The 25,107-nt window shown below is 59.6% G+C and carries 24 protein-coding genes; 15 read left to right on the plus strand and 9 right to left on the minus strand.

Annotated features, from left to right (window positions below; all coding sequences use genetic code 11):
* Positions 1–23 precede the first annotated feature (23 nt).
* The 4 genes from J5M66_RS11935 to J5M66_RS11950 form a co-directional block, all read right to left on the minus strand.
* Positions 24–968, minus strand: coding sequence for a class I SAM-dependent methyltransferase (locus J5M66_RS11935; RefSeq protein WP_016774697.1), 945 nt, complete (start codon positions 966–968; stop codon positions 24–26).
* A gap of 14 nt (positions 969–982) precedes the next feature.
* On the minus strand, positions 983–2,350 hold the full coding sequence (locus tag J5M66_RS11940) for an iron-containing redox enzyme family protein (protein ID WP_207809095.1): 1,368 nt from the start codon (positions 2,348–2,350) through the stop codon (positions 983–985).
* Positions 2,351–2,457: 107 nt separating this feature from the next.
* Entirely contained in the window at positions 2,458–3,387 is a 930-nt protein-coding gene (locus J5M66_RS11945) for a ZIP family metal transporter (protein WP_130927242.1), read from the minus strand.
* Positions 3,388–3,402: 15 nt separating this feature from the next.
* The gene (locus J5M66_RS11950) at positions 3,403–4,629 is read right to left on the minus strand and encodes a zinc-dependent alcohol dehydrogenase (protein WP_207809097.1); all 1,227 of its coding nucleotides are present in this window, start codon (positions 4,627–4,629) and stop codon (positions 3,403–3,405) included.
* Between the two features lie 375 nt (positions 4,630–5,004).
* On the opposite strand from J5M66_RS11950, the gene J5M66_RS11955 reads away from it, so the two are divergent.
* Together J5M66_RS11955 and J5M66_RS11960 are read left to right on the plus strand one after the other, a co-directional pair.
* On the plus strand, positions 5,005–6,591 hold the full coding sequence (locus J5M66_RS11955) for an ABC-F family ATPase (RefSeq protein ID WP_016774693.1): 1,587 nt from the start codon (positions 5,005–5,007) through the stop codon (positions 6,589–6,591).
* A 250-nt stretch (positions 6,592–6,841) separates the two neighbouring features.
* The gene (locus J5M66_RS11960) at positions 6,842–8,029 is read left to right on the plus strand and encodes an MFS transporter (RefSeq protein ID WP_207809100.1); all 1,188 of its coding nucleotides are present in this window, start codon (positions 6,842–6,844) and stop codon (positions 8,027–8,029) included.
* A 128-nt stretch (positions 8,030–8,157) separates the two neighbouring features.
* Here the strand turns inward: J5M66_RS11960 and J5M66_RS11965 are convergent, their stop codons facing one another.
* A complete protein-coding gene (locus J5M66_RS11965; protein ID WP_207809102.1) occupies positions 8,158–9,195 on the minus strand; it encodes a dienelactone hydrolase in 1,038 nt (345 codons plus the stop codon).
* Positions 9,196–9,362: 167 nt separating this feature from the next.
* On the minus strand, positions 9,363–9,974 hold the full coding sequence (locus J5M66_RS11970; protein ID WP_016774691.1) for an FMN-dependent NADH-azoreductase: 612 nt from the start codon (positions 9,972–9,974) through the stop codon (positions 9,363–9,365).
* A gap of 126 nt (positions 9,975–10,100) precedes the next feature.
* Between J5M66_RS11970 and J5M66_RS11975 the strand changes: the two genes are divergently transcribed.
* Together J5M66_RS11975 and J5M66_RS11980 are read left to right on the plus strand one after the other, a co-directional pair.
* The gene (locus J5M66_RS11975) at positions 10,101–11,009 is read left to right on the plus strand and encodes a LysR substrate-binding domain-containing protein (protein ID WP_125916232.1); all 909 of its coding nucleotides are present in this window, start codon (positions 10,101–10,103) and stop codon (positions 11,007–11,009) included.
* Positions 11,006–11,365 (plus strand): MmcQ/YjbR family DNA-binding protein, encoded by a 360-nt coding sequence (locus J5M66_RS11980; protein WP_207809104.1) that lies wholly within the window; start codon positions 11,006–11,008, stop codon positions 11,363–11,365. The genes J5M66_RS11975 and J5M66_RS11980 overlap by 4 nt, the downstream gene beginning before the upstream one ends.
* Before the next feature lie 149 nt (positions 11,366–11,514).
* Here J5M66_RS11980 and J5M66_RS11985 read toward each other — a convergent pair whose 3' ends face one another.
* Together J5M66_RS11985 and J5M66_RS11990 are read right to left on the minus strand one after the other, a co-directional pair.
* Positions 11,515–11,943: a DUF1294 domain-containing protein gene (locus J5M66_RS11985; protein WP_123442514.1), complete on the minus strand. Its 429-nt coding sequence runs from the start codon at positions 11,941–11,943 to the stop codon at positions 11,515–11,517.
* Positions 11,940–12,770: an undecaprenyl-diphosphate phosphatase gene (locus J5M66_RS11990; protein ID WP_016774688.1), complete on the minus strand. Its 831-nt coding sequence runs from the start codon at positions 12,768–12,770 to the stop codon at positions 11,940–11,942. Before J5M66_RS11990 ends, J5M66_RS11985 begins: the two co-directional genes overlap by 4 nt.
* Before the next feature lie 293 nt (positions 12,771–13,063).
* On the opposite strand from J5M66_RS11990, the gene J5M66_RS11995 reads away from it, so the two are divergent.
* The 9 genes from J5M66_RS11995 (at position 13,064) to J5M66_RS12035 (ending at position 21,276) form a co-directional block, all read left to right on the plus strand.
* The gene (locus tag J5M66_RS11995) at positions 13,064–14,698 is read left to right on the plus strand and encodes a methyl-accepting chemotaxis protein (RefSeq protein WP_123442515.1); all 1,635 of its coding nucleotides are present in this window, start codon (positions 13,064–13,066) and stop codon (positions 14,696–14,698) included.
* 170 nt (positions 14,699–14,868) lie between these two features.
* Positions 14,869–15,432: a nicotinamide riboside transporter PnuC gene (gene pnuC, locus J5M66_RS12000; protein WP_123442516.1), complete on the plus strand. Its 564-nt coding sequence runs from the start codon at positions 14,869–14,871 to the stop codon at positions 15,430–15,432.
* The gene (locus J5M66_RS12005; RefSeq protein ID WP_123442517.1) at positions 15,429–15,953 is read left to right on the plus strand and encodes an AAA family ATPase; all 525 of its coding nucleotides are present in this window, start codon (positions 15,429–15,431) and stop codon (positions 15,951–15,953) included. The genes pnuC and J5M66_RS12005 overlap by 4 nt, the downstream gene beginning before the upstream one ends.
* 331 nt (positions 15,954–16,284) lie before the next feature.
* Positions 16,285–16,734 carry a hypothetical protein gene (locus tag J5M66_RS12010; protein WP_024012918.1) on the plus strand — a complete coding sequence of 150 codons (450 nt, stop codon included), beginning with the start codon at positions 16,285–16,287 and terminating at the stop codon, positions 16,732–16,734.
* Position 16,735: 1 nt separating this feature from the next.
* Positions 16,736–17,308: an adhesin gene (locus J5M66_RS12015; RefSeq protein WP_122601745.1), complete on the plus strand. Its 573-nt coding sequence runs from the start codon at positions 16,736–16,738 to the stop codon at positions 17,306–17,308.
* A gap of 73 nt (positions 17,309–17,381) precedes the next feature.
* Positions 17,382–18,380 (plus strand): heme utilization protein, encoded by a 999-nt coding sequence (locus J5M66_RS12020; RefSeq protein WP_206420305.1) that lies wholly within the window; start codon positions 17,382–17,384, stop codon positions 18,378–18,380.
* 66 nt (positions 18,381–18,446) lie between these two features.
* A complete protein-coding gene (locus tag J5M66_RS12025) occupies positions 18,447–19,127 on the plus strand; it encodes a C39 family peptidase (RefSeq protein ID WP_073474518.1) in 681 nt (226 codons plus the stop codon).
* Between the two features lie 43 nt (positions 19,128–19,170).
* Complete coding sequence (locus J5M66_RS12030) at positions 19,171–19,917, plus strand: hypothetical protein (RefSeq protein WP_123442519.1); 747 nt, start codon at positions 19,171–19,173, stop codon at positions 19,915–19,917.
* Positions 19,918–19,962: 45 nt separating this feature from the next.
* A complete protein-coding gene (locus J5M66_RS12035; protein ID WP_125916227.1) occupies positions 19,963–21,276 on the plus strand; it encodes a hypothetical protein in 1,314 nt (437 codons plus the stop codon).
* 85 nt (positions 21,277–21,361) lie between these two features.
* Here the strand turns inward: J5M66_RS12035 and J5M66_RS12040 are convergent, their stop codons facing one another.
* Positions 21,362–22,687, minus strand: a complete 1,326-nt coding sequence (locus tag J5M66_RS12040) for a sigma-54 dependent transcriptional regulator (protein WP_122704350.1) — start codon at positions 22,685–22,687, stop codon at positions 21,362–21,364.
* A gap of 523 nt (positions 22,688–23,210) precedes the next feature.
* Here J5M66_RS12040 and J5M66_RS12045 point away from each other — a divergent pair.
* Positions 23,211–23,477 carry a hypothetical protein gene (locus tag J5M66_RS12045; RefSeq protein WP_016774677.1) on the plus strand — a complete coding sequence of 89 codons (267 nt, stop codon included), beginning with the start codon at positions 23,211–23,213 and terminating at the stop codon, positions 23,475–23,477.
* 264 nt (positions 23,478–23,741) lie between these two features.
* Positions 23,742–25,031 (plus strand): hypothetical protein, encoded by a 1,290-nt coding sequence (locus J5M66_RS12050; RefSeq protein ID WP_207809107.1) that lies wholly within the window; start codon positions 23,742–23,744, stop codon positions 25,029–25,031.
* Positions 25,032–25,107: the final 76 nt, after the last annotated feature.

Consider the following 25,107-nt stretch of genomic DNA (forward strand, 5'->3'; position numbering starts at 1 on the left):
GCGAGCAGTGGCCCAACTATCGGTCACTGCTCGCGGGTTACCGTCAGTGCGACCACGGCGATGCGCTCGGCGCGCTCGTATTCAGGCTTGAGCAGTTCCTCGCTGAACACATCCGGATCGAGTTCGCGATAAGTCCAGCCGAATCGCTCGCCCTTGAGCAGAGGCGCCACGGCCTCGCGGAACGGATCCTGCCCGGCGACGATCGCCACGCCGGTGTACACCAGCAACGTGCCGCCGACTTCCAGACGCGGTAACGCCTCACGCACGATCCGCACCGACAAACCCTCACCCAGCGCCCCGCCGCCGTGGCGATAGGCGCGCTGTTGTTCGTCGTTCATGTACGGCGGATTGGCGATGATCAGATCGAACTGCCCTTCGACACTGGCGAGCAGATCGCTGTGATACACCGACACATTGTTTGCGCCCGCCAGCTCGGCGTTGACCGCACTCATGCGCAGCGCCCGCGGATTGATGTCGACCGCCAGCACGTCGGCATCAGGACGTGCCTTGGCCATGACCACCGCGCCGGCGCCGCTTCCGCAGCCGATGTCCACCGCGCGTCTGATCGGCGAAAAGCGTTGCTGCAATTGCGCTTCGATGGCCTGGGCGAAGCGATAAGTGTCGGGGCCGAAGAACACCGCATCACTCGCCGTCGTCGGGAACGCCGAATGGGCGAACAACCGGTCATTCAGGGTCGACCAGCGCACATGGCTGCGCCACACGGCGCCATCGCGTTCGACTACGCCGGCCTGCTCCAGCGTGGCCAGTTCCTCTGCGCGAAATAGCTCTGAAGGAAACGGCATCGACCAACCAAACACATCGCGCAGATCCTTGGCCAAAGGCGTGGCAAAGCGCTGCAGAAATCGTTCGTGAGTCAATGGCGTTGGAGTAATGAAGTGATAACCACTGTCGAGCAGGCGCTTGCCCAGCTCGAACAGGGCTCTATCGGATGTTTCTTGTGCCGACATGAAGCCTCCTTGTTTCAACGCAAGCGGGCGCGCAGTTGGATGAAGCGACGCGTCGCGAAAAGTCCGGCCGGGCGCCAGTGTCGCTGCGGTTGCAGCCAAGGCATCAACAACGACATTTGCTCGGCGGCAGGTTTGTCGGCCAGTGCCGCTTCCAAATTCAGCAGATCGGCATCATCGTCAAAGGCTTCCTCTACCGCAGCTTCGCGGCGCACATAAGGCCGAGGCCGCGATGCCGGGCAATCCTGAGTGATCCAGTCGCGCAGCAGCTGTTTTTCATAGCCGTTGAACACACCGAACATGGCCGCATCGCTACCGTCGATCAACCGCCAGAAGCGACTTTCTTCCACCGCCTCGCCGCGCTTGATCCAGCTCTTGCGCTCCAGCGCCGAAAGAAACTCGCCCATTTGCCCCGGCGTGGCCAGCCATTGATTGATGGTGCGGTTTTCGATGCGGCAGTAATCGGAATGCATGTGCCGGCCAAACACAGCCTTGCGCTCAAGCATGGCGATGACTTCGTGGTCCAGATCGAACTCTGTGATCACGGCGGTTGTGCCCTTGCCAATGTCATTGAGGCGATAACCGACAGCCATGCGCCGATAGAACTCATCGCGCTCTTCACCCAGCGGCATCAGTTCGAGCATTGATTGCACAGCCTTGCGCGCGTGCCCGGTACTGGCGTTGTCGATGGTCACATGCAGGCGGAAATAATGCGGATCGATGCCCAGCTCTGCCAATTCATAAGCACTGATCAGCAGATGCAGAGGCAGTTGTTCGTAGCCGAGATTGAAACCGATAACTTCAGGCAAAAACTGCCCGCCGAAACGTCCCAGTGCCAACTGCACCGCGCCTTGCAGAAAATACTCGTCGGCAAGACCGCTCAGATCGGAGCAGTCATGCTCGGCGAGCAGCTTGCGATAGATCACCACATGATTCTGCCGTGGCACGCCCTCGCCCAGCTCTTCAAGATAGGTATCGAGTAAATCATCGATACGCGGGTCCTGCCACTGCGGCAACAGCCCGGCCAGCCAAGCGCCATCGACCTCCTTGGTCGGTGCCACATGCAAAATGAAATACAACGCGTGGGATTTGTTACGGAAATAGCGGCGCGGTGCGCCCTGCTGACGTTGCTCAAGATAATCGGCGTATTCGGCCGCCACGCTGGCGCAGCGGGTTTCCGACCATTGCAGCAACTCTTCGGCGCTGGCCGGCAAATCATCAGACAGCGCAGCCGCCTTGCTCAGTTGCCGGCGCAGAAAGTCCAGTGCCGCGCGATCAACCGTGGAGTCTTCCGCCAGCAATCGGTCATAGAGCCGGCGCTCGGTATCCGCCGGCGTGGATGTTTTACCCGAAGACTTCCTGGTCGGGATTTCGATCAGCGACATGACTCATTCCCCTGCGTTATTGGCATTGCCTATAAACGAAAGAGTGATTGGCGCTGAAAAAAATTCCTTTTTTGTGCGGGGCGATGCGCTCAGTGGTGGATGGTTGACTAACCCAAAGCCGTGTCGAGAAACATCATTACGCCGAAGCCGAGCATCAGCCCGAGCGTGGCCGGTGTTTCGTGGCCGTTGCGGTGAGTTTCCGGAATCACTTCATGGGACACCACGAAAATCATTGCACCAGCGGCCAGGCCCATCGCCACCGGGAAGCCCAACGCGAAGCTGTTGGTGATGCCCAAACCGATGATCGCGCCCAACGGTTCCATCAATCCTGAAGCGGCGGCGATCAACGCTGCACGCACTGCGGAAATTCCGGTCACCCGCAGCGCCAACGCCACGGCCAGACCTTCGGGGATGTCCTGAATGGCGATCGCAGTGGTCAGCGGCAAGCCGATTTTCATGTCGCCGGTGGCGAAGCTGACGCCGATCGCCATGCCCTCCGGCAGGTTGTGCAAAGTGATCGCCAACACGAACAGCCAGACCCGATTGAAGCGCTTGGCTTCAGGCCCGCGCCGGCCGCTCTTTTCATGTTCGTGGGGGACGAAACGGTCGAGGCCGACCATCAACGCCACGCCTAAGGCCATGCCGGCCACAACGACGGCAGCGGCGAGCATGGGACTGCTCACCGCCTCCTTCGCCGCCGCAATGCCCGGCAGGATCAGTGAAAAGGAACTGGCTGCCAGCATCATCCCTGCCGCAAACCCGAGCATGGTGTCTTGAGTTCGCGAAGTAATCGCGCGCAACGCCAGGGCCAGCAACGCACCGACTGCCGTGGCCGCGAAACCCGACAGCCCGCCAAGTGTGGCGAGGCGCAAGGTGTCGCGGCCCGTACTGACCAAACCGGTGTAGCCACTGATCAACAGCAACACGGTTACACCGACCAGGGTCAGCCAGAAAATGCGCCCTCCCCAGCCCGTACGCGAAAGGCTGACGAGCCATGCGCGCACGGGGGCGGCGAACGAAGATGACGGTAGCGCCATGAAAACTCCTCAATTTCAGGTGGCCGGTGCGAACGGCGTGGTTTCATCCAACTGCGCCAGCGGAACATCGCTGCCACCCGGGGTCAGAATCACCTTGCGGCATTCTTCCTGCTTCTTATTGAAGATCTTGTAACCCTCGGCCGCCTGCTCCAGCGACAGCCTGTGAGTGATGATCGCTTCGGGCTGCAACTTGCCGGTTTCGATGTAGCCAAGCAGCTCAGGCAGAAAACGCTGTACGTGAGTCTGGCCCATTTTGAAGGTCAGGCCCTTGTCAAAAGCGTCGCCGAACATAAAACCATGGATGAACCCGGCATATACGCCCGGAACGCTGACCACGCCGCCACGGCGTACAGCGGCGATGCACTGGCGTAAGGCCTTGCCGCTGCTGCCTTCAAGCTTGAGTGTAGCCATGACCGTTTCGGTGGTGCTGCCCTTGGCTTCAAGGCCGACGGCATCGACCACGGCATCGACGCCGCGATGGCCGGGAGTCTGGCTGGTAATGGTGTCGGCCGGGTCATCGTCTTCATCGAAGTTGATCGGAATAACGCCGTAGGTGCGCTGGGCATAATCGAGGCGGTACTGGTGATGGTCGACCATGAAGATCAGCTCGGCACCGAGCATTCTCGCGCAGGCTGCGGTGAGCAAACCGACCGGTCCGGCGCCGTAGATCGCCAGACTCGAACCCTGTTTGACGCCGGCGTTGATCACGGCTTGCCAGGCAGTCGGCAGGATGTCAGACAGAAAAAGCACTTTCTCGTCCGACAGCGTGCCCGGCACCTTGAACGGCCCGGTATTGGCTTTCGGTACCCGCACCAGTTCCGCCTGGCCACCGGGAACTCCGCCATACAGACGGCTGTAGCCAAACAGCGCTGCTGGCGGCGGAATCATTTTCTTGTTCAGCGCCGCGCCGGGACCTTCATTGGTGGTCTCGCAGGCGGCGTAAAGCTCTTGCTGACAGAAGAAGCAATCGCCGCAGGCGATCACGAACGGAATCACCACACGGTCGCCGCGCTGCACCGCCGTAACGGCTGGCCCGGTTTCTTCGACGATGCCCATGAACTCATGGCCAAAGATATCGCCGTGCTCGACGGTGGGTATTTTGCCGCGGTACAGGTGCAGGTCCGATCCGCAGATGGCGGTAGCGGTGACGCGCAGGATGATGTCGTCGGCGGCTTCAAGTTTCGGGTCCGGTACGGTTTCGACGCGCACGTCATGGGCGCCGTGATAGGTCATTGCTCGCATGGCTTGGTCCTCACTCGTTTGAACGAAAATGGCTACTGCTCCACTTTCCGAAGTGAAAATGGCCGAGTGAGTTCATTCGGGTTTTCGAGATTTTGATCAGCGGATATCGGTGACTTCTCGGACGAGCCGATGCGTACGCCCGTTTGCCTGCCATATAACTGCCGTCTGAGTTATGCGACAATGCGCGCCAATGTCCAACAAGAACCCCGTACTCGTCGCTCAGCAGCTTGCCTTCAACGGCCCCAGTTGCGGTCGGCTTATGCGCGTTGGCTCAACTCAAGCACAGACTGGGGGGAGCTGGAAAAGCTCCAGATTGGTACGCAAGTTTGTACCAGGCACCACAGACCAGCTCTAACCCATTGATAGGTAAGGTAATTGATCTCCACAGCTAACATCACGATGCAGTTTGGCGCCAAGCCGCTGTTCGAAAACGTTTCGGTCAAATTCGGCGCAGGCAATCGCTACGGCCTGATCGGTGCCAACGGTTGCGGCAAGTCGACCTTCATGAAAATCCTCGGCGGCGATCTCGATCCGTCCGGTGGCCAGGTCATGCTCGAGCCGAACGTGCGTCTGGGTAAGCTGCGCCAGGATCAGTTCGCCTACGAAGAATTTACCGTGATCGACACCGTGATCATGGGTCACGAAGAGCTGTGGAAGGTCAAAGCCGAGCGCGATCGCATCTACTCGCTGGCTGAAATGTCCGAAGAAGACGGCATGGCCGTTGCCGAGCTGGAAACCGAGTTCGCCGAGATGGACGGCTACACCGCCGAATCCCGCGCCGGCGAATTGTTGCTGGGTCTGGGCATTCCGCTGGAACAGCATTTCGGCCCGATGAGCGAAGTCTCGCCAGGCTGGAAGCTGCGCGTGTTGCTGGCGCAGGCACTGTTCTCCGATCCGGAAGTGCTGTTGCTCGACGAACCGACCAACCACCTGGACATCAACACCATTCGCTGGCTGGAAAACATCCTGACCCAGCGTAACAGCCTGATGATCATCATCTCCCACGACCGTCACTTCCTGAACAGCGTGTGCACGCACATGGCTGACCTGGATTACGGCGAGCTGCGTCTGTTCCCGGGCAACTACGACGAATACATGACCGTGGCGACCCAGTCCCGCGAGCAGTTGCTGTCGGACAACGCCAAGAAGAAAGCGCAGATCTCCGAGCTGCAATCGTTCGTCAGCCGCTTCTCGGCCAACGCCTCGAAAGCCAAGCAGGCCACCTCCCGCGCCAAGGCGATCGACAAGATCCAGCTGGCCGAGGTCAAGCCTTCCAGCCGCGTCAGCCCGTTCATTCGTTTCGAACAGAACAAGAAGCTGCACCGTCAGGCGGTCATGGTCGAGAAAATGGCCAAGGGTTTCGATGGCAAGCCACTGTTCAAGGACTTCAGCTTCCAGGTTGAAGCCGGCGAGCGCGTCGCGATCATCGGCCCGAACGGTATCGGCAAGACCACCCTGCTGCGCACCTTGGTCAACGAACTGACCCCGGATGCCGGTAGCGTGAAATGGACCGACGCCGCCGAGCTGGGCTACTACGCTCAGGACCACGCTCACGACTTCGAAGACGACGTCACCCTGTTCGACTGGATGGGTCAGTGGACCCAGGGCGAGCAGATGATTCGCGGTACTTTGGGCCGGATGCTGTTCTCCAACGACGAGATCCTCAAGTCGGTCAAGGTCATCTCCGGTGGTGAGCAAGGTCGCATGCTGTTCGGCAAGCTGATCCTGCAAAAGCCGAACGTGCTGATCATGGACGAACCGACCAACCACCTGGACATGGAATCGATCGAGGCGCTGAACCTGGCGCTGGAAAACTACCCGGGCACGCTGATTTTCGTCAGCCACGACCGTGAGTTCGTATCGTCCCTGGCCACACGCATCATCGAGCTGAGCCCGAATGGCGTGACTGACTTCAGCGGCACTTATGACGACTACCTGCGTAGCCAGGGCGTTGTTTTCTAAGAGCAGCTGCGAGTTTCTAGCTGCAAGCTGCAAGTTGAAAGCCCTGTCCGTGTGACGGGGCTTTTTGCATTCGGCGTTTGGGAATTGTGGGTGCGCAGATATTCGCGAGCAAGCTCGCTCCCACATTGATCGTTCCCACGCTCCGCGTGGGAACGATCATTAAGGCGAAGTAGTTAGCCTGCTTTCTTTTATCCCGGCCCCGCGCCATGATGTCGGCAACTCTCCCACCGCCGCCCGCGAACGAGTGCTCATGTCTGCGCAGCCACTGCCACCGCAAAGCTCCCTGGCGATCACCCTGCAGATCGTCTCCATCGTTTTCTACACTTTCATTGCCTTTCTCTGCATCGGCTTGCCGATTGCGGTACTACCCGGTTATGTCCACGAGCAACTGGGTTTCAGCGCGATCATTGCCGGCTTGGTGATCGGTTCGCAGTACCTCGCCACACTGCTCAGCCGGCCAATGGCCGGGCGCATGTCGGATACCCTTGGCACCAAGCGGGCGATCATTTATGGCTTGTGGGGGATTGTCCTCAGTGGCGCGCTGACGTTGCTGTCGACCTTGCTGCAAAGCTTTCCGCTGACCAGCCTGTTCATCCTGATTGCCGGGCGCTTGCTGCTCGGCATTGCCCAAGGCCTGATCGGCGTCGGCACCATCAGTTGGTGCATGGGCCAGGTCGGTGTCGAGCACACGGCGAAATCCATTGGCTGGAACGGCATCGCCTCTTACGGCGCGATCGCCATTGGCGCGCCGCTGGGCGTGGTGATGGTTGCCGAATATGGCTTTGTCAGCCTTGGCATCGCGCTGTCGGCGTTGGCGGCAGGTGCGCTGTGGTTGATCCGCAACAAGCCTTCGGTGCCGGTGATTCGTGGTGAGCGCCTGTCGTTCTGGGCGGTGTTCGGCAAGATTGCGCCGTACGGCACCAGCCTGACGCTGGCCTCGATCGGCTACGGCACGCTGACGACGTTCATCACCCTTTATTACCTCAACCGAGGCTGGACCGGCGCGGCGTACTGCCTGACTGTGTTTGGCCTGTGTTTCATTCTGTCGCGATTGCTGTTTATTTCGGCCATCGCCCGGTTTGGCGGGTTTGCCTCGGCCATCGTTTGCATGTCGGTTGAAACTGTCGGCCTGGTGATGTTGTGGCTGGCGCCCTCCACTGCGTATGCGTTGATCGGCGCAGGGCTGGCGGGGTTTGGGCTGTCTCTGGTGTACCCGGCTCTGGGGGTGGAAGCGATCAAACAGGTGCCGAGTTCCAGCCGTGGTTCAGGGTTGGGGGCTTATGCGGTGTTCTTCGATCTGGCACTGGCGATTGCCGGGCCATTGATGGGCGCGGTGGCGTTGAATCTGGGCTATTCGTGGATTTTCTTCAGCGCGGCATTGTTATCGGTGACCGGGTTGGGCCTGACCTTGTTGCTCAAGCGCCGCGCACTTTCCTGAAAGCAGACAATTCAGTTTCCCGTGGGAGCGAGCCTGCTCGCGAAGGCGTCGTGTCAGAGAAAGATGAGCTGGCTGACTCACCGCTTTCGCGAGCAGGCTCGCTCCCACAGGGGAATGCGGTGTTTGAGTTATTGATCCGCCGTCTGCATCCCGGCCCGTGTCGATCTGCCCAGTGCATGAGCAAAAAACCGTCCGGCCTCGGAGATCAGGTTGCGGTGTATATCTTCGCGATCCACCCCGTCGGCATCGGTGCACAACGCCGGCATGGCGCGGATCTGCTCTTCGGTGCACGGCGCCATGAACACGAAGTGCCCTGCCCCGGCCAGCAATTTGAAGTCCGGCGCGGTGGGCAGTTTGCGCGCCAAAGCCGCAGCGTTTTTATCGAAGGCCACCAATTTGTCGCCGTCGCCGCTGTAGAGCAACACCGGTACGTGCACATCGGCGAGGGTATGGCGGCCGAACTTCAGGCTCAGCGGCGCCATCAGCAATAACGCGTGAACCCGTGGATCGGCCACTGGCTGCAAGTCATCGCGATCGACAATCAGCTCGCCCTGGGTGTTGCAGGCGTCGTGATCGTCCGGACGTTCCTGGCAATAGCGGCGCAGACGATCCAGATCCGGTTGCGCCCCGGAAAGAATCAACGCGGTCTCGCCACCGGCCGAATAACCGATCACACCGACCTGTTCAGCGTTGACGAACGGCGCCAGCATGTTGTCGGCGAGGGTGGCGGTGATCGCTTGGGAAATCTGGATTGGCCGGCCGTATAGATTGCTCAACGTGCCAAGTCGGCTGTGGTCGCGCCAGTTGTCGCCGGGATGAATCACCGCCACCACGACAAAGCCTTTGCGCGCCAGTGAAGTGGCGAGATCATGCAGGGCCAGCGGCGTACCGGTGTTGCCGTGGGAGAGCATCAACATGGGAAAGCGGCCGATCGCGACTTTGGTGTCCTCTCCAGCCTCGACTGAGTAACCCTCAAGCAAACTCATATGCTCGCGTTCACTGGAGGGGTAGAAAGCGATGGCGCGCATCGGTTGCAGATCGAGCGGGTCGAGAAAGGTCATCTCGTGATAACCGACGCTCCAGACAGGGTGGCGCCCCGGTGTGGCCTGCACTGAATTCAGGCTGGCCAGCAGGCAAATCAGCAACAGTGCACAAAGATGCCTCATGAATGCCCTACCCTGTTGGACCACATCGTCGGATGTGCTGAAACTGCATAACCCGGGCCAGATTATGTAATAGCCAGAAACAAAAAACTCCGTATTCGGCCCTTGCGGAACCAGAATACAGAGTTTTTCGGGGATTACCTGAACATCAGCTGTTCTTTACGCAGGCCTTATGCGGCGGCGAACAGTTGCTCGCTGATCTTCGCTTGCGCAGCGCTCATGGCGTTGTTGCGCACTTCTTCGCCGTAGGCCAGACCTTCAGCGCGGACGATTTCGATATCGGTGATGCCGAGGAAGCCCAGTACCAGCTTCAGATACTCTTCGTGAGCGATGCCGCTGGCCTGACCGGCGTGGATGCCACCGGAAGTCGACACGATCACCACTTTCTTGCCGCCGCACAGACCTTCAGGGCCGGCTTCGGTGTAGCGAAAAGTCTGGCCGGCCACGGCAACGCGGTCGATCCACGCTTTGAGCTGGGTTGGCACGGTGAAGTTGTACATCGGCGCGGCAATGACCACGGCGTCAGCAGCGATGAACTCGGCCAGGGTCGAAGCGCTCAGCTCGGCTTCGTGCTGTTGCGCAGCGTCGCGCAGTTCGGCGGTGGTGCCGGCGGCAACCAGCGTGGTCGACGAGAAGTGGCTGATCGCATCGGCGGCCAGGTCGCGGTAGGTGACCACGGCGCTCGGCTCCGCAGCTTGCCAGGCGTCGACGACTTGACGGCTCAACTGACGGGAAGCCGAGTTGTCGCCGAGAATGCTCGAATCGATGTGCAACAGTTTCATGTGGGTTCTCCTGAAAGAATCGCCGGCGGCGACGGAATGGGGACAATCCTACGCAACAAACCAATGGCTGATTAGTCGCCGACAATGCGATAGTTCGTCCCATTGATAGAACGACTGGAAACGCGCATGCAGGACCTCAACGATCTCTACTATTTCGCCAAAGTGGTTGAAGCCGGCGGATTTGCCGCCGCCGGGCGCTTGCTCGGTATTCCCAAGTCACGGCTTTCGAGAAGAATTGCCGAACTGGAAGACCGACTCGGCGCGCGTCTGCTACAACGCACCACTCGCCAACTCAATCTCACCGCCGTTGGCGAACGCTATTTGCGCCACTGTCAGGCGATGTTGCTGGAAGCGGAAATGGCTGACGAAGCGGTGGCGAGCATGTCCAGCGAACCGCGCGGGCGCTTGCGGGTGTCGTGCCCGACCGGGCTTGCCCATGAAATGCTGCCAACGGTGATCAGCGACTTTCTCGGCAAGTTTCCGCAGGTGCAGCTGGAGGTCGTGCTGCTCAATCGCCGAGTGGATCTGGTCACAGAAGGCATCGATGTCGCTTTGCGCGTGCGCGATCACGGCGATGAAGATCCGTTGCTGGTCACGCGGCGCTTGCGTCAGGCCCAAGCGGTGGTGATCGCCAGCCCGGCGTTCATGCAAGGCAAGACCATCAATCATCCGCAGGACCTGAAAACCCTGCCGGTGCTCGGCGCGCTGGAAGCCGATCGCATGGTGCATGTGCGCCTGCTGGATCAACAAGGTAAGAGCGTCGATCTGAGCATGGAAGCGCGGCTGGGCATTGATGACTTCGTGGTGCGCAAGGCCTGCGTCCTGGCCGGTCAGGGCTTTACCGTGCTGCCGATGATGTTCTGCGAAACCGAATTGCGTAACGGCACGCTGGTGCAAGTGCTACCGGAATGGTCATTGCCCGGCGGCTGGTTGCAAGCGGTGTATCCGCACCGGCGCGGGGTAATGCCAGCGGTGCGCGCATGGATCGATCACTTGGTCGAATCGTTCAATGCCTGCGGGGATAGATTTCTATGAAACAGGGAAGAATGAGCGAAGCCGAGGTCGCCGAGTTTTGTCTGGCCCTGCCCGGCGCCCGGGAAGATTATAAATGGGGCGGCGTACGGGTGTTCTCGATTGCCGGCAACAAGATGTTTGCCTTGCAAGGATTACGTGGTGATTCGCTGGCGTTCAAGGTCGAAAAGGACCTGTTTCTCGGCCATTGCGACCGCCCGGGGATTCATCCGGCGCCGTATCTGGCACGGGCGCAGTGGATCATCATGCACCCGCCCTACCCGCTGGGTGCCGAGGAATTGCAGGGTTTGTTGCAGCGATCACATCAACTGGTGGTGAGCAAGTTGCCTAAGAAAACCCAAATCGGCCTGTTGCTGTAAACCCGGTCCCGTGTAGGAGCTGCCGAAGGCTGCGATCTTTTGATTGTGCGTTGATCGTTCCCACGCTCTGCGCGGGAATGCAGCCGGGGACGCTCTGCGTCCCAAAAGATCGCAGCCTTCGGCAGCTCCTACAGGGGGAAGTGTGTTCTTTAGATCAAAGACAACAGGTTGGAACCGAGAAAAATCTGGTCAATCCAGAACACCTGATGCAACAACACGATCACCCAGAACAGAATCTGAAATGAGACCTTGCGCGTCTTGTGCCGAAACACCTGCTGAGCGAGCAAAGCTCCCGGCCAGCCGCCCGCCAGTTCTATCGCATGCAGGATGTTTTCCGGAGTGCGCCAGGCATCGGCGCGGGCCTTGCGTTTGTCGGCCCAGTACAGAAAGAACGCCAGCACACTGACAATCCCGTACGCCGCCAGCGGCACCCGCGAGATGCCGCTGAGCCACATCGACAGCGAGCCGAACAGCGGCAGCGCGCAGACGATCAGCAACACCGCAAGCTTCAATTTCAGATGCTGAACGCGCCCGCCTGAAGGTCGTCCCTCAGGGCGGCGCGTGCGGGAATCGTTCATGCCTTGGCCGCCGACCAGTCCACCCAGCCGAACTGCCAGGTCGCCAGAATGAACAGGCCGAACGCAATCCGGTACCAGGCAAAGGCTGCGTAGCTGTGGCTGCCAATGAACTTGAGCAGGCCGCGCACAGCGATCATGGCGAAGATGAACGCCGTGACAAAACCAATGGCGAACACCGGGAAATCCGCCGGCACGAACAGGTCGCGGTATTTGTACCCCGAATACACTGCCGCACCGACCATGGTTGGCATGGCGAGGAAGAACGAGAACTCGGTGGCGGTCTTGCGTGACAGACCGAACAGCAAGCCGCCAATGATCGTCGAGCCGGAACGCGAGGTGCCTGGAATCATCGCCAGGCACTGCGCGAAGCCGATTTTCAAGGCGTCGGTCCAGCGGATTTCGTCGACGGTTTCGGCATGCACTTCATGCTGGCGCTGTTCGGCCCACAGCATGATGATCCCGCCGATGACCAGCGCCGCCGCCACGGTGATCGGGTTGAACAGGTATTCGTGAATCAGGTCGGCAAAGATCACCCCCAGCACCACGGCGGGCAAAAAGGCGATCAGCAGGTTGGCGGTGAAACGCCGGGCGCTCGGCTGGGTCGGCAGGCCGATCACCACGTCGAGGATCTTGCGGCGAAATTCCCAGACCACCGCGAGAATCGCGCCGAGCTGGATGATGATGTTGAACGCCATGGCCCGTTCGCCGCCGAAGTTCAGCAAGTCGGCGACGATGATCTGGTGTCCGGTACTCGAAATGGGCAAAAACTCCGTCAGCCCTTCTACAACTCCTAGAATCAGTGCCTGCAAGGCGGTCCAAAGATCCATCAATCCCCCAGAGAGCGATGCGCGCGGGCATGCCCCGATAGTATTTTTTCGTTCACTGCGTCCAGCGTAGCCGGTAAAAGCTGTAGCGATTGCGCGCGCACAGGATCCACACGAAACGGTAAAAATTCCGTGAAATATCAAAACCGGATTCAGGTTTTCGCGCGCGGGGCCGAAATCCTAACAGACAAGCCTCAAAAGCGCTCTGCGCGTTGGATGGTAGTCCCGGGCACTCAGCTGTGGCTGGATGCTGGCGATCGTTTATTACAAGAACAAGAATCCGGAGTGACAGCGTTATGAACAGCTTGCGCAGTGTGTCGATCAGCCGACGCTTGTGGCTCATCTTGATCGTGGCGGTGATCATGTTGCTGACCTTGGGCGTGCTGATGCTCAAGCAGATCCACGACGACCTCTACCACGCCAAGGCGCAGAAAACCCAGCACGTGGTGCAGACCGCCAGTGGCCTGCTGACTTATTACCACGGCCTGGAAACCGCCGGCACCCTGACCAGGGACGCGGCGCAAAAACAGGCGCTGACCGCGATCCGTGGCCTGCGCTATGACCAGAGCGACTACTTCTGGATCAACGACCTCACGCCCGTGATGGTCATGCACCCGACCAATCCCAAGCTCGAAGGCCAGAATCTTTCGGCGATCCGCGACCCGGACGGCTTTGCGGTGTTCAACGAGATGGTCGCCATCGCCAAGGCCAAAGGCGCGGGCATGGTCAATTATCGCTGGCCGAAACCGGGGGCGACTGATCCCGTTGCCAAGACCTCGTATGTGAAGCTGTTTGAGCCGTGGGGCTGGGTGATTGGTTCCGGCGTTTACGTCGACGATGTGCAGGCAGAATTCCAAGGACAAATGATCAAGGCGTCGGCGATCGGCCTGGCGATTGCGCTGATCATGGCGCTGCTGGTGATCCTGATCGCACGCAGCATTGTCCGTCCGTTGCAGGAAACCGTGAATGCGATGGCCAACATCGCCAGCGGCGAAAGCGACCTGACCCGCAGCCTTGATACCCACGGCAAGGACGAGGTCACTGAACTGGCCCATCACTTCAATGCCTTCACCGCCAAGTTGCGCCGAGTGATTGGTGACTTGCAGGTGTCGGCCAGCGCTCTGGGGCAGTCTTCCAGCGAGCTGGGCAACGATGCCTCGCAGGCGCAGCAGCGCAGCCAGCAGCAATCGCAGCAGATGGAACTGGTGGCCACCGCGATCAACGAAGTCACCTACGGCGTGCAGGACGTGGCGAAAAACGCCGAACACGCCGCCGCCGAAATGCGTGATGCCGAAGCGCAGGCGCAACAGGGCCAGATCAACATTGACGGTAGCCTGCAACAGATCGACAAGCTCTCCGGCACGATCGATCAGGCGGTGGAAGTGATCCGCACCCTGGCGGCGGAGAGCACGCAGATTGGCAGTGTGCTGGAAGTGATTCGCTCGATTGCCGAGCAGACCAACCTGCTGGCCTTGAACGCGGCGATTGAAGCGGCGCGCGCGGGTGAACAGGGTCGCGGGTTTGCCGTGGTGGCCGATGAGGTGCGCTTGCTGGCCCAGCGTACGCAGAAATCGACGGCGGAGATTCAGTCGATGATCGAGCGTTTGCAGAATCATTCGGAGGCGGCTGTGAAGGTCATAGGTGACAGCAGCAAGGCCTCGCAACTGACCATCGAACAGGCGGGACTGGCCGGGGCGAGCCTTAATGCAATTGGCCAGGCGTTGCGTAATCTCAATGGCCTGAATGCGTCGATTGCCAGCGCTACCTTGCAACAGGCGCAGGTGGTTGAGGACATCAACCAGAACGTGACCCAGGCGGCCGGGCTTTCCCATAGCACCGCGTTGGCGGCTGAACAGTCGAGTGCAGCCAGCCTGCGGCTTGGGCAACTGAGCGAACAGCTCAACGGGTTGCTGCGTCAGTTCCGGGTCTGAACCATAACCTGTGGGAGCGAGCCTGCTCGCGAAGGCGTCGGGCCAGTCATTGGAAGAAGATGTCGACTGGACAGGCCCTTTCGCGAGCAGGCTCGCTCCCACAGGGTACTTCTGTGTCTGGGCGAATGCAGTACAATCCGCCCCCTTCTCAACTCCCCCAAGGATCCGCCATGTCCGGGCTTGAACTGTTTGCCGCTGCCCTCGGTGTCATCGCCGTGTGGCTGACGGTCAAGCAGAATCCGTGGTGCTGGCCGATCGGGCTGGTCATGGTGTTGCTCTACAGCTGGATCTTCTTTGAGGTGAAGCTGTATTCGGACATGTTGCTGCAAGTGATCTACGCCGCACTGCAGATCTACGGCTGGTGGCAATGGACCCGCGCCGGGACGATGCATGACGGTCGCCAAGTTACCCGCCTCGATGCACGCTCGATTCTGCTCGGCCTTGGCATTGGAGCGATCGGCAGCCTGTCGCTGGGCGCGGCGATGGCGCACTGGACCGACGCCGCACAGCCGTGGCTCGATGCCGCGCTCACCGGTTTCAGTCTGGTCGCGCAACTGTGGATGGCGCAGAAACGCCTGCAATGCTGGGCGTTGTGGTTCGTCCTCGATGTGATCTTTGTCGGCCTGTTCATCTATAAAGGCCTCTATCTGACTGCCGCCCTGTACGCGCTGTTTACCTTGCTCGCGGTGCAAGGCTGGCGGGAATGGCGTGCCGATCCGGCGTTGCGCACATGAAAGTCGTTGTTCTCACCGGCCCGGAATCCACCGGCAAGAGCTGGCTGGCGGCAGGTCTGGAGCAGCGTTTCGGCGGCGTGCGCGTTGATGAATATGTTCGTCGGTTCATCGAAGACAACCCACGCGACACTTGCCTCGCGGATATCCCTGATATCGCCCGGGGCCAGTTGCAATGGGAAGATCAGGCACGGGCGAAACAACCCGAACTGCTGATTCTCGACACCCACCTGCTCAGCAACATCCTCTGGAGCCAGACCCTGTTCGGCGATTATCCGGACTGGCTGCAAAGCGAATTGCTCACGCGCCATTACGACCTGCACCTGCTGCTATCGCCGCAACAGGTCGACTGGGCCGAAGACGGTCAACGCTGCCAACCGGATCTTGCGGATCGCATGGCATTTTTCGAAGCCACGCGCGCCTGGTTGATTGAGCATCAACAGTCATTGCAAGTTATCGAGGGCAATTGGGCCGAACGCCAAGCGCAAGCCTTTGCAGCGGTGGAGCTTTTGCTGTCCGAATAACCCACCACGCCGGGCATCGGGCTGATCTGTCCGTTTTTGAAACACTCCTCACCGCGCAAAGCCCCCGTCCAAACGCTGTTCATCACTCCGTCACGTCACCTGTTACGCCGATGAAACACATCGGCGCAAACCCTTGTTCCAGAGCTTTCCAACGTCAAGCATCGTTCAAGCGCCCCTGCATGTGTCTCAGCGCTGAAACAGTACCCGCTTTGAGCATTCCCGGCTAACACCTAACCCATTGAAATAAAGCGACAATTCAAAACCGGCACAGCTTTCGCTCTCTCCTTCACAACGCTGAATAACCCAGCCCACTGAAGAAGGAATTGCAGCCGTGGGGAATTTCAATAAAAGCCTGACCTGCCTCCTGCTGATCGGATCAGCCGCCAGTGCATTGATCAGTGTCAGCGCCCAGGCCGAAGGCAATGGAGTGATCGTCCTCAACCGCGACGTTCAGCCAATCCCGATCGGCCGCAACGGCGGCAAAGATCCCTATCCAACCACGGTCAACGCCAACCCTTCGGCGCGGATCAACCAGACCCTCAGCAGTACCGAACTCACTGACGGTGATTTCGCCAGTGTCGCCAGCGGCTCATCGATTCGCGGCAACATGACCACGCCCAGTTCCAACCTGCCCGGCATGAACACCCTGACCAACCAGAACGGCCTGCCCGGTATGCGCACGGGTAGTGGCGGCGGCTCCGGGGCGTCGATCTCCAACACGGTCAACCGGGCGATGAGCACCGGGCTGGCGCCTCTGACTCGCATGGCCGGAGGCCAATGACATGAATCGCACCCTGCTGCTTCTCGCCCTGCTCGGCTGCACCAGCGCCATGGCCGATTCGGCTTCAGTCAACAAGGCCAATATTCAGGATTCCGGTGCTCAGTATCGCGGCAACTTCAACGTCAACCAGGCCGCCGGTGACCAGATGCAACAAGCCAACACCAAGGCGATTGCCATCGGCACCGAAGCCCATGCCACCACCAACGTCAGGCAAACCATCGATACGCCCGCCAGCCGCGCCATCGACGCGAGCGCCAATATCGGCGGCAACTCTTTCAGCAATGGCAACGGCATCCTCGGTGTGAACCAGGGCGCCGGTGCCAACAATCAAATGGCCAACGTCACGCGCGTCAGCATCAGTGCCGGCCCGCAGAGCGTTGACGACAGCGCCCTTTCACAACAGAACGTGGCGTTTTTACCGAGCTCAGGAGCAACTGGTACCTCAATCGGCAGTCGCCAGGTCACGACCAGTGATCAGGCCTTCACCGGCAGCCGCGGGGTAATCCAGGTGAACCAGAGTGCCGGGGTGGGGAACCGAATGGCTAACACCCTGAGCATCCGGGTCGCAGACTGACCCAAACAAAAAGCAGTGCAATTAGAAAAGTCCCAACACTTAACCAACTAATAAGCACGACGGAGAAACAACCATGAAACCTACAATGGCTCTCAAACCACTGGTTTTCGCACTCGCAGCAGTGATGGCAATGGCAGCACAGGCTGGCGGCCGTGGTGACAATGATCATGGTAACGGGCATGGCAATGGACACGGCAACGGTCACGGCCAGCCGCAAGGTCCGAATCTTGAACAACTGCTGCAGATCACCGCTGGCGCCGGCGCCGCTGTACTCGACGCACAAAACAGCGACGGCAACGTGGTGAAAAACCAGGGCACCCTGAACAACGCCAATGCCAGCGACTCGCTCAACGGCTCCAACGGCAACATGGGCGCCAACGTCGCCGCCGGCGACGGCAACCAGCAGGACAACGCTGCTGCACTGGCCACCGCTGACGAAAGCTTCATCTTCGGCAATGCTGTTGCCGCCTCGAGCGCGACTCAGGTGAACAACAACAACTACGTGAAAAACTCGTCCACCTTCAACAACGCCACGCTCAACAATGCAGGCAACAATGGTTCCGGCAACATCGGCATCAACGTGAGCTCGGGCAACTTCAACCAACAGAAAAACAACCTCGCCATCGCCGTTTCCGGTGGCCGTGTAGCCACCGCTGCTGCCTCTGCCAACCAGTCCTCGACTGGCCTGGTCGTGGAAAACAAAGGCGTGCAGGCTTACAAAACCGACACCCTCACCGGTACTTATGCAGCCGCTGGCGTATTCAAAGCCAAAGGCACTGCGACCATCGAAGACGACAACCACGGCGGTTGGGGCAACCGTGGCGGCGGCCATGGCGGCAACGATGATCAGAAAGCCAAGTTCGAAGCCGTGGGTACTTTTGGCCTCGCTGGCGTCACCACCCAACAAGTGTTGACCAAAGATGGCTGGAAAACTCCCGTCGTCAACAACGCCAACATGACCAACTCGATGAACAACTTCTCCGGCAACGGCGGAGCCAACGTCTCGGCGGGTGTGGGCAACCAACAAAGCAACTCGCTGTCCATCGCCGCAGGTTGCAAAGCCTGCATGTAAGCGCGATCGAAACGAAAGCCCCGGCAACGGGGCTTTTTTCCCAGGTTCCACAAGGCGTATTCGATCATGCGGACTCCTGCCCTCCTCGCTCTGCTTTGTCTGTGCGGCCTGACTCAGGCAGCCCAGATGCCGATCGCTGCCCTGCCGGGTGGCGTGCTGGTCTACAAGGACGTGCAAAGCATTCGTGAGCGCAAGTTTGCCGACATCGTCGAACAGAAAACCGATTTCAGCTGCGGCGCTGCTGCACTGGCAACGGTTCTGCGCCAGGCCTATTGGCTCGACGTCGATGAGGAGCACATCATCAAAGGCATGCTGGTCAACGCTGACCAGGACCTGGTGCGAACCCAGGGTTTCTCCATGCTCGACATGAAGCGCTACGTAGAGAGCATCGGCATGCGTGCCCGTGGCTACCGGATCCCGCCCGAGAAACTCGAAGCGGTGACCATTCCGGTGGTGGTTCTGATGGACATTCGTGGCTACAAGCACTTCGTCGTCCTGCAGCGTTCGGACAAAGATTGGGTTTACATCGGTGACCCGGTTCTTGGCCACAAGCGCTACAAGCACGACGACTTTGTCAAAGGTTGGAACGGCATTGTCTTTGCCATCGTCGGCCCCGGTTACGACAAGGCCAACGCCTTGCGCAGCCCTCCCGTGCCGCTGACGGCGAAGAACTCGCTGGACAGTTTCAACCCGGTCAAAGATGCGGAATTGATGGATTTTGGGTTCATTCAGAGCGACTTCTTTTAATCGCCGAGTTAGAGAATGGGACTGGATGTCCCGGGAGCAGCAGATGAAAAGCTCATACTGGCTGGCCGCCGCCTGCCTGGCAGCGAGTGCGTCAGGTTTAGCCCATGCCGGATTCAAACCCATCGAAATCAAGGACCAGGAGCTCGCCGAGCTGCGCGGTCGTTACGTCATGCCGGGGCGGATCATCAGCTTCGGCATTGTCATGAGCAGCACTTGGCGCAACGCCAGCGGCGACTTGATCGGGGCCGCGACCTCGATGCAGATCCAGGCTGCAACCGTCAAACCGGAATTCTACGTCTCGACCATCAAGGAGTCGGGCAATGGCAGCACCCCTACCCTCGGCACCGGCTCTGTCATCGGCGGCGCCGGCCTCAATAGCAGCCAGGGTGTAACGCAAAGCGTACGCGCCGCCGGCGATGGCAACACCGCCAACAACAACGTCGCGATCAACGTCAGCGAAGCCAGTCAGGCCCCGGCACTGGTGCCGTCGCAGGGCCAGGCGCTCATCGCCGGGCAGACCATCAGCGGCAGCAACGGCGCCGGCAGTGTCGCGGTTTCGGCCAATGGCGGTGGCGTGCAAATGGCCATTCAGGCCAGCGGCAACCAAGGCACGGCGCTGCAACAGGTCGCCCAGGGCGGGCTGCTGCAGAACACCCGTTTGCTGGGCAGCGCCAACGTGGTCAACAACCTTACGCAACTCAACGTCGTACTTAACAATAACGGCAGAAGCGCCGGTGCACTGGATTGCAACCTGACCCAACTCGGGGCCCTACGCAATATCGGATATTGAACTACGCTGAGTCTCGATCATTGGGCTTAAAGGGACGGCTTATTCATGTATCGATCAGTATCACTGCGTGCTGCAGTGTGTTTGAGTACCCTTCTCCCGGCGGCAATGCTGCAAGCAGCACCCGACGCCGATGTAGAAGCCCTGAAACGGGAACTTCTGGAACTGAGACAACGATACGAACAACAACAACAAGCGCTGGCGGTACTTGAACAACGGGTCCGCCAGGTAGAAGAAACACCCGCCGCCCCACCGCCAAAACGGCTGGCCAAATCGCCGTCCGACATGAAAGGCAATCGCGTCGCCGGAGCCGCCACAGGCACCGGTGCGGCCGCTGCATCGGGAGGCGCTGCCGGGGGCAGTGGCGCATCCTACGGTCAATCACTGGCCGATGATTCACAACCGGCACAGAGCGTTTCCAACCTGTATGACGAAGCCAGCGGTTTCTTTGGCGGCGGCAAGTTCAGCGTGGAAACCGGCCTGACCTATTCGCGCTACGACACCCGCCAGTTGATCCTGAACGGGTTCCTTGCGCTGGATTCGATCTTCCTGGGCAACATCAACCTCGACCGGATCAAGGCCGACACCTGGACCCTGGACCTCACCGGCCGCTACAACTTCGATAACCGCTGGCAGTTCGACCTGAACGTGCCGGTGATCTATCGCGAGTCGACGTATCAATCCGGCGGCGGCAACGAGGGCGCGGCTGGCGTAACAACCGAAGAAACCGTCACCAAGGATCCAACCATCGGCGACGTCAACTTCGGTATCGCCTACAAGTTCCTCGACGAATCGGTCAACACCCCGGACGCCGTCGTCACCTTGCGCGTCAAGGCGCCGACCGGCAAAGACCCGTTCGGCATCAAACTGCGCCAGACCGACGCCAACTCCAACCTGTTCGTCCCCGACACCCTGCCCACCGGCAACGGCGTCTGGTCGATCACGCCGGGCATCTCGCTGGTCAAGACGTTCGACCCGGCGGTGCTGTTCGGCAGCCTCTCCTACACCCACAACCTCGAGGAATCGTTCGACGACATCAGCTCCACCGTCAACCAGAAAAACCCGGGCAAAGTGCGCATCGGCGACAGCTTCCAGATTGGCGCCGGTATCGCCTTCGCGCTCAACGAGAAGATGAGTATGTCGTTCTCGGTCTCCGACCTGGTACAACGCAAGAGCAAGCTGAAACAGGACGGCGGCGATTGGGAATCGGTGGTATCCAGTGACGCCAACGCCGGTTACTTCAACGTTGGCATGACCATCGCGGCGACCGACAACCTGACGATCGTGCCGAACTTGTCGATTGGTATGACGGATGATGCGCCGGACTTTTCGTTCAGTCTGAAATTCCCGTATTACTTCTAAAAGCAAAAGATCGCAGCCTTTGGCAGTGCCTACATTGTTCCGTGTAGGCGCTACCGAAGGCTGCGATCCTTTGATCTTCAGCTAATTAACGAATCTGATGTTTATGCAACAACCGATAAAAAGTAGGCCGCGAAACCCCTAACACTTTCGCAGCCACACTCAAATTATCACTATGCCGGTTCAACACATCACACAACGCCTGCCGTTCCGCCCTGGTCTTGTAATCCTCAAGCGTGCCCATCGGCGTTGCGACAGAGTGCTGACTGATCAACCCCAAATCCCGCGCCTCGATTTGCCGCCCCTCCGCCAACACCAGCCCCCGCCGTACCCGATTCGCCAGCTCGCGCACATTGCCCGGCCAGTCATGCTTGCCCATGGCAATCAATGCATCTTCGCTGAAGCTGCGTGGCCGGCGCCCGGTTTCGTGGCTGTAGAAGTGCGAAAAGTGGTTGGCCAGCATCGACAGATCGCCATGGCGCTCGCGCAATGGCGCGGTTACCACTTGCAGTACGTTGAGCCGGTAATACAGGTCTTCGCGAAAGCGCTTCTTCTCGATCGCCGCTTCCAGGTCAACGTGGGTTGCGGCCAGAACGCGAACGTCCACCGGGATCGGCTGACTGCCGCCTACCCGCTCGATGTGCTTTTCCTGCAGAAAGCGCAACAGGTTGGCCTGCAATTCCAGCGGCAAGTCGCCGATTTCGTCGAGAAACAACGTACCGCCATTGGCCGCTTCGATGCGTCCGACCTTGCGCTGGTGTGCGCCGGTGAACGCGCCTTTCTCGTGGCCGAACAATTCTGACTGGATCAAATGCTCTGGGATCGCCCCGCAGTTGATCGCTACAAACGGTTTGTTGTGACGCTGGGATTGTCGATGCAGGGTGCGCGCGACCAGCTCTTTGCCGGTGCCACTTTCGCCGCGAATCAGCACGGGCGATTCGGTCGGGGCCAGTTTGCTCAGCAGTTTGCGCAGCTCGCGGATCGGCTTGCTGTCGCCGAGCAGTTCGTGCTCTGGCTGATCGACATGAATCGTGCCCTGCCCGCGCAGGCGCGCCATGCCGAAGGCGCGGCCGAGTGTGACTTGTACGCGGGAGACATCGAAGGGCAAGGTGTGGAAGTCGAAGAACCATTCACAAACGAAATCGCCAACGTTCTGTAAGCGCAGGACTTCCTGATTGAGCACGGCAATCCATTCGGTGCCGCTGCGGCTGATCAGTTCTTTGACCGCTTCTGGACGTTCCAGGTGGTAAGGCTGTAAGCGTAGCAGGCCGACGTCACAGGCGCGGGATGCGGCGTTCTCCAGATTACAGCTGTCGACATCCCAACCCACGGCGCGCAATCCGGGCAACAGGCGATGGCAGTCGTCGCAGGGATCGACCACCAGTAAACGTCTCGACGCAGGCGCTTCGCTCATGACTGTTCCTTGGCGCCAAATTTGATAAATGATCGTAAAAACAGTCGTTTGGCAGACCCGGTTGTAACACTAGCAAGATTTTGACGGGGGCTTGTACCGATTGCTTATAGGCTGGCTATTAAAAGAGTTATAAGAAAGTTGGTTGTTAGTTAGCTATCGACTATTTGCGGCGAGTCAAAGAGCGGCCCCTCACCCTAGCCCTCTCCCAAGGGAGAGGGAACTGACCGAGGTGCTTGCGCGAGGTACGCCGATCTGAAAGACCAAGCCGAACTCGGGTTTGAAAAGCCCACAAATCGGCTCCCTCTCCTCGGGGAGAGGGCTGGGGAGAGGGGTGAATTCAGCGCGGTGTTCGGACGGGTGCAGAATTAACGAAACGAACTTACGTTATGTAAAGAACCTGAAATTTCTTTGTTTCAAGTGTGACCCACCCCCCGGTTGCGTGCATCAGTACAAGTAACCCGCCGCACGGTAAGCCCAACCGACGGCACATCACTTGATTGGGCGCCAATAGAGAGAAGACCCCATGACTGCCCCGCTGCGTATCAACGAAGCACTTTTGATTGCCAACCACGCGTTCAAGCCTTTTCAGTGCGTGGCCTGGGCGCCACAAGACGGCAATGGCGAACTGAGCCTGACCGTCGTCGACCGCACCAACTCACACATCGGTCGCAAACAGATCCCGAGCAGCGCCTACTCTGACCCGGCGCAACTCGAACAACTGCTGCAACAGGCCCGCGCCGAGCTGAGCGAAGACGGCCACAAGTTGCAATCGTGGTCGATGCCACACTGATAATCGAACAAAGGCGGATGACGTTAAAGTCACCCGCCTTTGTTGTATGCGAAGTCGAATAAGCACGGTACTTACTGCGCTGTTTCATCCAAATTGCTTGGCTCGCTTGCGACTGGTTCAACAAGACACTGTTCTGGCACAGTGCGACCGTCGTTCTGTTGATTCGTCCAGTTGTGCTTCTCGCGGTTCAGGGATTGAATGTTTCGCTCGTGCAGTCAGCCTCCCAATCACTGGGATATCGGCTACTCGCAAGGAGACGCGTGCATGTCGACCCTGAACACTTACGCGCTGCCCACGGTATGGAAAAACCCCGGTTCGCTCGACTCGACCTTCGCCATCGGCGGTGTTGCGCAGGTGTACTTTGCCGGTAGCCTGTCCAGCCAGACGCAACATGTCGCGCTCGATGCGCAGGGTCGGATTCTGGTCGCCGCCAAGGTCGGTACGCCGAAGGGAAGTCGTTTTGGCCTGGCGCGGCTGCTGGGTGATGGTTCGGCGGATTTGTCGTTCGGTACTCAGGGCAGCGTGATCGGCGGCTTCATCGAGGGCTTCGAAGCCAAGGCCGGCAAGGTTCAGGTACTAGCTGACGGCAAGATTCTGCTGGCCGGCCTGCATTATGAAGACACCCATCGCACCCTCCCCGCCTTCGCCCTGTTCGATGCCGACGGCAGGCCAGATCGAACTTTCGGTGATGACGGCTTCCAGATCGTGCGCCTGCCCGGCGAGCTGTCCATGGGCACCCGCGACAACTGGCTGCCGCCGGGTGTGCCAGGTGTTGAAGCCTGTGACTTTGCGGTGCAGGAAGACGGTCGCATTCTGCTGATCGCCAACCATCATTTCAGCCTCGCCGACCACGCCGGGATGCTGATTCGCCTCTGTTCTGATGGAAGCCTCGACGAATCGTTCAACGGGCGCGGATTTGTCATGGTTCGCCACTTGCTGCTCAACACCTGGCTGAGCACCCTGCTGTTGAAGGCGGATGGGCGAATTGTCGTCGCAGGTTCCATCGACTTTCCGCAGCAAGGGCTGCTGGCGGTTTACCAGTCCGATGGGCGTCTGGACGAGCGTTTTGCCGTGGACGGTTTCATGGCGTTCAGGGCCCACGGCAACAGCGCTCAGGTCAGCCAGATCATCGAGTCCGCCGACAGGCTCTACTGCTTCGGCAGCAGCCGCGATCCGATCCGCTGCCTGACGTTTGTCCTGCACGCCAACGGTCGACCGGACCTGCACTGTCATCATGGCCAACCACAGGTGGTGGACATCGGTCCCAGCGGATGCCAATGGAACGCCGCCCAGTTGATGAGCGATGGCCGCATCGTTGCCGTGGGCGCGACCATCGGCGGGGTTGAAGCCGACTTCATGGTCGCCCGTTATCAAGCTGACGGCAGTCTCGATCCCGCGTTCGGCCAGGGCCACGGTTGGTTGCGCACGCGACTGGGGCGAAGTCTCGATACAGCCAATTCTCTGGCTGTACAAACTGACGGGGCTATCGTGGTGGGGGGCTATTCACTGGATGGCAACTACCGGGCAATGGTTGCGCGTTATCTGAATCCCTAGAGCATTCAACAGGATCGAGGTTATCGGCGACTTGATCTTCCTTGAAACATCCGGCAACTTTCGCGCTTCTAAATAA

The organism is Pseudomonas sp. 67(2021), from assembly GCF_017491835.1.
Taxonomy (GTDB): Bacteria; Pseudomonadota; Gammaproteobacteria; order Pseudomonadales; family Pseudomonadaceae; genus Aquipseudomonas; species Aquipseudomonas atacamensis.